Source organism: Falsirhodobacter sp. 20TX0035, assembly GCF_028307215.1.
Lineage (GTDB): Bacteria > Pseudomonadota > Alphaproteobacteria > Rhodobacterales > Rhodobacteraceae > Falsirhodobacter.
In genome coordinates, this window is record NZ_JAQMHV010000039.1 from 1 (window position 1) to 313 (window position 313).

Genomic DNA, 313 nt, shown 5'->3' on the forward strand with positions numbered 1-313 from the left:
CCGGCCCTCAACACCCGGGACGTGGGCTTCGTGTCCTTCGACTTCACCACCGGGGCGGTGTCCGGCGCGCACGGGGCCGAAACGCCCACCAGCGTGACCTATGGGCGGTGGAGCGAGCTGCTCGCCACCTCGGGCACCGTCTGGCAATGGACCGTCGGCCAGGGGCAGGGAAACCAGCCCTTCAGCGGGTCAGTCCTCGATTTCGCGCTGATCCAAGGCGACATCTTCGACGGCAGCGCGGCCATGAACAACTTGCGCGCGGACCTGATCCGCTACGCCGCCACCTATGGGGCCTGAGCCATGACGAACCTTC

At 67.7% G+C, this 313-nt stretch carries 1 protein-coding gene; it reads left to right on the top strand.

Going from position 1 to position 313, the window contains the following annotated elements; all coding sequences use genetic code 11:
• Positions 1–297 (top strand): hypothetical protein (locus PIJ50_RS16465; protein ID WP_271976660.1); only part of this gene is annotated, 297 nt, incomplete at its 5' end.
• Between the last annotated feature and the right edge of the window lie 16 nt (positions 298–313).